This window comes from Paratractidigestivibacter sp. (genome assembly GCF_052362415.1).
GTDB lineage: Bacteria > Actinomycetota > Coriobacteriia > Coriobacteriales > Atopobiaceae > Paratractidigestivibacter.
In genome coordinates this window covers 470-5,520 of the sequence record NZ_DAWEMK010000113.1, presented here as the reverse complement: position 1 = coordinate 5,520, position 5,051 = coordinate 470, and the positions used below count along the sequence as shown (strand labels likewise).

General features: G+C 61.2%; 7 protein-coding genes and 2 pseudogenes. 7 read left to right on the top strand and 2 right to left on the bottom strand.

What is annotated here, in order from left to right; all coding sequences use genetic code 11:
- Positions 1-226: ArsR family transcriptional regulator (locus ACT84W_RS09265; RefSeq protein WP_444328994.1), on the bottom strand; the 226-nt coding region annotated here is incomplete at its 3' end.
- A 226-nt stretch (positions 227-452) separates the two neighbouring features.
- Positions 453-671 (bottom strand): annotated as a pseudogene (locus ACT84W_RS09260) (phosphorylase family protein); the annotation flags it as partial.
- A gap of 21 nt (positions 672-692) precedes the next feature.
- On the opposite strand from ACT84W_RS09260, the gene ACT84W_RS09255 reads away from it, so the two are divergent.
- The 7 genes and pseudogenes from ACT84W_RS09255 to ACT84W_RS09225 form a co-directional block, all read left to right on the top strand.
- The gene (locus tag ACT84W_RS09255; protein ID WP_444328993.1) at positions 693-908 is read left to right on the top strand and encodes a hypothetical protein; all 216 of its coding nucleotides are present in this window, start codon (positions 693-695) and stop codon (positions 906-908) included.
- 335 nt (positions 909-1,243) lie between these two features.
- Positions 1,244-1,522, top strand: a complete 279-nt coding sequence (locus ACT84W_RS09250) for a hypothetical protein (protein ID WP_238057659.1) — start codon at positions 1,244-1,246, stop codon at positions 1,520-1,522.
- A 113-nt stretch (positions 1,523-1,635) separates the two neighbouring features.
- The gene (locus tag ACT84W_RS09245) at positions 1,636-2,598 is read left to right on the top strand and encodes an Abi family protein (protein ID WP_075844146.1); all 963 of its coding nucleotides are present in this window, start codon (positions 1,636-1,638) and stop codon (positions 2,596-2,598) included.
- Between the two features lie 503 nt (positions 2,599-3,101).
- Positions 3,102-3,521 (top strand): YjdF family protein, encoded by a 420-nt coding sequence (locus ACT84W_RS09240; RefSeq protein WP_117648540.1) that lies wholly within the window; start codon positions 3,102-3,104, stop codon positions 3,519-3,521.
- 738 nt (positions 3,522-4,259) lie between these two features.
- The gene (locus ACT84W_RS09235; RefSeq protein ID WP_073293326.1) at positions 4,260-4,478 is read left to right on the top strand and encodes a helix-turn-helix domain-containing protein; all 219 of its coding nucleotides are present in this window, start codon (positions 4,260-4,262) and stop codon (positions 4,476-4,478) included.
- Positions 4,479-4,583: 105 nt separating this feature from the next.
- Positions 4,584-4,805 (top strand): helix-turn-helix domain-containing protein, encoded by a 222-nt coding sequence (locus ACT84W_RS09230; RefSeq protein ID WP_444328992.1) that lies wholly within the window; start codon positions 4,584-4,586, stop codon positions 4,803-4,805.
- Between the two features lie 4 nt (positions 4,806-4,809).
- Positions 4,810-5,051 (top strand): annotated as a pseudogene (locus tag ACT84W_RS09225) (hypothetical protein); the annotation flags it as partial.

Below are 5,051 nucleotides of genomic sequence, written 5' to 3'. Positions count from 1 at the left end.
CAGGCCTGCCCGCCACCTTAACCACAAGGCCGGCGCGAACAAGGTCGTTGAGGTACTGGCTCGCCAGACTCCTGGAGATGATGAGCGTCTCGGCGATGTCGGAGGTGGACAGACGGGCAAGGTCGTCGAGCGAGACGGCAGAGGTGAGGGCCTCGAGATGCTCGAGAATCCTGTCCCTCATGTCGGCGGGCTTCTTTGCCAAGCTGTCCTGTGCGGTCTTGTCCATGACTTCTTACCTCCTTGTACAAGGAGTATAAGGGGAACACAGAGAACGGAAGGGGGCGCGTGGGGGAATCAACAGCCCCGAGGAGAAGTTCACCACTTGAGGGGCAGAAAACAACGGCCATTGAACATTCAGGGCCGACGCTCAACACTTCGACTCGACACTTCGCTTTGGAAAGGGCCCTGCGCGCCGGGGTCCCAACATAAAGAAGAGCCCCGGCGCGCAGGGCCTAAAGCTTAACCATGCGCGCGGCGATGCGGGCGCAGTCGCAGGCGGCCTTCTTCTCGAAGGTGTTGTAGTCGACGACCTGGCCCTCGGCGCAGGGCTTGTCGCTGATGGCGCGCACGACGACGAGGGGCACGCCGTTGAGATAGACGGCCTGCGCGATGGTGCAGCCCTCCATCTCGCAGCACAGGTCGCCGAAGGTCGCGAGGATGCGCTCCTTCTGTTCCGCGGGCGAGACGACTCGGTGGGCAAGGTCCTCTCAAAAGGGGTCGTCCGACGCCGCAAGACCTCGATGACCGACTACCGCCTCGAGCAAGTGGCGGATTACCTCTGTACTATCGAACTTGCCTTGGTCAAGTACGAGGCCAAGGAGGACGGTGAGACGTACAACAAGTTCTTCGGAGGTATAGGCTCTTTCAAGAGGAACTGGTTCAAGCAAGCCCGCAGCAAGCGGATATAGGTGGCCTCGCGGTTTCGCAAGGAACGGCCAGCTCTCCTCTGGCGAGGAACACCGGGCGACGTGCCTCGAGCAGCGGAAGCTGAAGCGCAAGCAGAAGCAGCGCGGGCAATGATCGGTGCCGATATGGGCCCAGACGTGAACAGTGCTACGTCCCCTGTTCACGGGGCGCGAAACCGCAAAGGTTGCACAGAGGTTGCAAAATAAGAAGCCCCCGACCTGTTTTCGCAGGTCAGAGGCTTGAAATCAACGAATATCGTTTACTCCCACTCGATGGCGTCGGTTCTTCCGTCCCGTCACTCCAGTTACACCCAGTTTTCGGCATCGACACGGAACGCGTGCCGCCGAATGACGCGATGTCGCGTTTCGTCGGCTTCGGGGACAAAAGCTGGGACAACCTCAAAAACTTTTTTCAAACTCAGGGCTTTGAGTTTTTGTTTTTGTCCCAAAGTGCGCGGCGGGTCGCCTTTGGATGCTCGATGGCGCCGAAAACGCCCGTTTTGAAACTCAACCGCCCTTTTGCCCGCAAGCCGCCAGCTGCAATCGCAAGTGAATTAACGCGGGTGGCTTGCGCGCCATTTGCAAAACCCCAGGTCGCAGGTCTTCGCCATTCGTGAACAAAGTGAGTAGTCTCAGGTGGCTTGCTTATGAGTTGGCGAACGGACCTTCAGGATTCAGGGCAAACATGCTGGTAGAATAGGATTCTCAAATCAATGACAGGAGACCGAGCATGGCCGAACCCCACGATAGGAAGCCGATCCTCACGATCGAGCAGCAGATAGAGCACCTCAAGCAGAAGGGCGTAGCCTTCGAACTGTGTTCCGAGGAAGAGGCCGCGGACTACCTGCGCGACAAGTGCAACTTCTTCAAGCTCGCATCCTACCGCAAACTCTTCTCGAAATACGAGGGAGGCCCGCGCGACGGCCGCTACGTAGACCTCGACTTCGGCCAGCTGCGCCTGCTCGCGGCGCTCGACCAGGAGCTGCGCCACGCCCTGCTCGGCATGACGCTCGACATCGAGCATTTCCAGAAGGTGACACTGCTTCGCGAGATGGAGGACCGTGGAGAGGACGGCTACGCCATCGTGGCCGACTACATGGCATCGCTTACCACTGCAAACAGGGAGTACCGCCTGCGCGAGCTCAAGATGAGCGGCCGCAGCCCCTACAGCTCGAGCCTCTACGCGAAGTACTCCGGCGACATGCCTGCCTGGGCCTTCCTTGAGCTCACCTCGTTCGGCACCCTCATCGATTTCGTGCGCTTCTGCGCCAGGCGATGGGGCGACAGGCGCCTCGAGGCCTCCCACTACGACCTCAAGCGCGTGAAGTCCGTCCGCAACTGCGCCGCGCACGGCTCGTGCCTGATCAACTGCTTCGCCGAGAGGGGCGCCGCCCGGGGCTCGGCGTCCAGCGGCGTCTCCCGAAGGGTCGCCGCCGTGGGGATTCCCAAGGCGACCAGGAGGAAGTGGATGGGGAATACGGCCATGCAGGAGGTCGCGACCGTGCTCGTGGCGCACTCCGGCTTGGTACCCGAGGGCTCCTCGCGCTCGCGCGCCGCATCCGAGCTCGCCGAGATGTTCGCCAGGGCCGACGGCGAAACCGAGGCGCTGCCCGACAAGGGGCCCGACGCCGCAGCTCGCTCCGCGCTCGAGTTCCTTCGCAGGTTGACAGAATCGCTCGGGTTGGTAGAATAGCCTGCAGATAGCAAAACCTTCACGGTTTTAGGGGCGGACTTGCGCAAGCGACTCTGCCCTATTTTTATATTCACTCGCTATAGGAGACGGATGATACCTGGGTCAATGACAGAACTGAGAAGCCCGGAATAATGGAGCCAGTTAGAAACCCTCGGGTTTGCGGGGCGGGATCGTGAGAGCGATTCTGCCCTATTTTTTTCCTCCGTCTGCCCCAACCAAGTAGTTCGAAGATAGCCTGTAGGTGTCCTCGTGGGCGCCTTTTATTTTCAGGGAATCGGCCGCTTCATGAACGAGCGACCGGCTTGACCTAGACGAACCGCCTTCATCTCCGTCTAGGCGCCGGCAATCAACATCGTGAATCCGCGCGTGCTACAATGCGGGCACCAGAGATGAAAACACAGTCCCCGTCGGGTAGTCGTGGGCGTGCGGGAGTCCGCATCAGTAACCTGCCTCCTTGGTTGTCCCTTCTCTGCATGGTCATCTACATAAAGGAGGAACCAGCCATGCAGATCAGCGTGTCGTCCACCCTGACCGTATATCACGACGGCCAATTCTGGGTCGGGCTGGCGGAGCATGTCGAGGACGGCAGGTACGGCGTCGCCCGCATCGTCTTCGGCGCAGAACCGTCCGATGAGGAGATCCTGCGATTCGTTACAAGCAAATGGGCGAAGCTCGCGTTCTTCGGTGACGATCCGTCCGAGGCGAGCGAGCCCGCGAAGAACCCCAAGAGACGCGCCCGCGAGGCGGCGAAAGCCCTCAAGCAGCCGGCGATGAGCACCAAGGCGCAGCAGGCGCTCGCGAATCAGCGGGAGACGATGAAGCGGGAATCGGCTCAAGCAAGAAGCCAGCGTCGAGCGGATGAGGCGGAGGCGCGCTTCGAGCAGCGAAAACTGAAGCGCAAACAGAAGCATCGCGGTCATTGATACCACCATCAACCCATATATAGCAGCAGGCGTAGCTTCGATTGAAACTACGCCTGCCACCTGGTGCTATAACGTTATACAGAACGTATGTTCTATACCCACTCGATGACTAACCCAGTCCGAGCACTACCGATGCGTGTCGCGTCATACCGCCTAAGAGCTGATTCGTTCAGAAAAGGTTCAGGGGGATCGTCGAGTTTATTGCACCCTCGCGTTTTACAAAAGAGAGTACAAGGCCCTTTAGCTCGAATTATTGCATTTAGAACCCCGCCGCTCATCCATCCTAGCTTGCCCAAACAGCCCTCCCGCGATGTCCATGTTCCAACGGATGGGTACCATTTACCCGGGTGCACCTGGGGCAACGGGCCGGCAGGCCCGCGCAAGGTCGCTCGCATAACACACAACATCAAACACGACAGAAGAGGCGAACGACAGATGCCGGACCCCGGACGACAGCACCGCGGAAGAGAAGCATTCCAACCACAACCGAACGAACATCGCTCCTAGGCAGGCGCCCGCATGGGCGCCTTTTACTTTTCAGGGACTTAGCTGAGAGCTAAGCCACGCGGCTCATGGCCGTTTCGTGGAGGCCCGACCAGCTCGACCCACCTCGACCCGTCTCCGTTCCCGTCATGCGCGCGATGCGCCAGCAGGCGGTTCAATCGTCGCGCAGACGAAAAGGGACACTGTGCCGCGCGGTGTGCCCGCACGGTGCCGCACGGGAAGATTGGAGGAACCATGGCACGCACAGCCGAATGCGCCGCGCCCGAGAACAACCAGGGCCGCGACGAATGGATGACGGTGATCGAGATGCAGCAGTACATGAGGGCGAGCCGAAACAAGGCGTACGACCTCATCTGGTCGGGAGAGATCGACTCGTACAGGCTCGGCAGGAAGCTCCTGGTTTCGAGGGCGTCAGTGGACGCCTACATCGAGTCAAGGAGCGGCAGGAAATGACGGCGGCGACCGCCCCGGGAGCCGCCCGCGGCCGGGCACGCGAGGGAGCCTCGAGACGAAAGGAGCTCGAGGACGACCATAACCAAGAGCACTAGCAGGAGCCAGGTGAGGCTCATCGCATCGACAAACGCGATATTCGGCGCCGACGAGGCGTGCGCGATGCTGCGCATCAGCCGCGACGCCATGTACCGGCTCGCCAAGGACCGCGACGACCCGTTCCCGATCCGCTACATCGGCGGCAAGACGCGCGACGGCATCGTGCTGCACGACGAGCTCGTCGCATGGGTCGAGCGCAACAGCGTCGTCGGCTCGCCAAGAAGGGGCTAGCGCCATGGCGGCCGCAGGCCCGAGGGGGCGCGACGGCCCCTCCCCGCGCGAGTTCGCGACGGTACGGCACTTCATGATGGCGGACCTCGGCCTCTCAGGCCTTCCCCTGCTCGTCTACGCGCGCATCTTCGGCTTCTGCGACGCCGGGTGCGGCTACTTCGAGAGCAAGGGCGGCCTGGCCCGATTCCTCAACGTGCAGGAGCGCAGCGTCCACCGCGCCATCCGCAACCTGCTCGACCAGGGCCT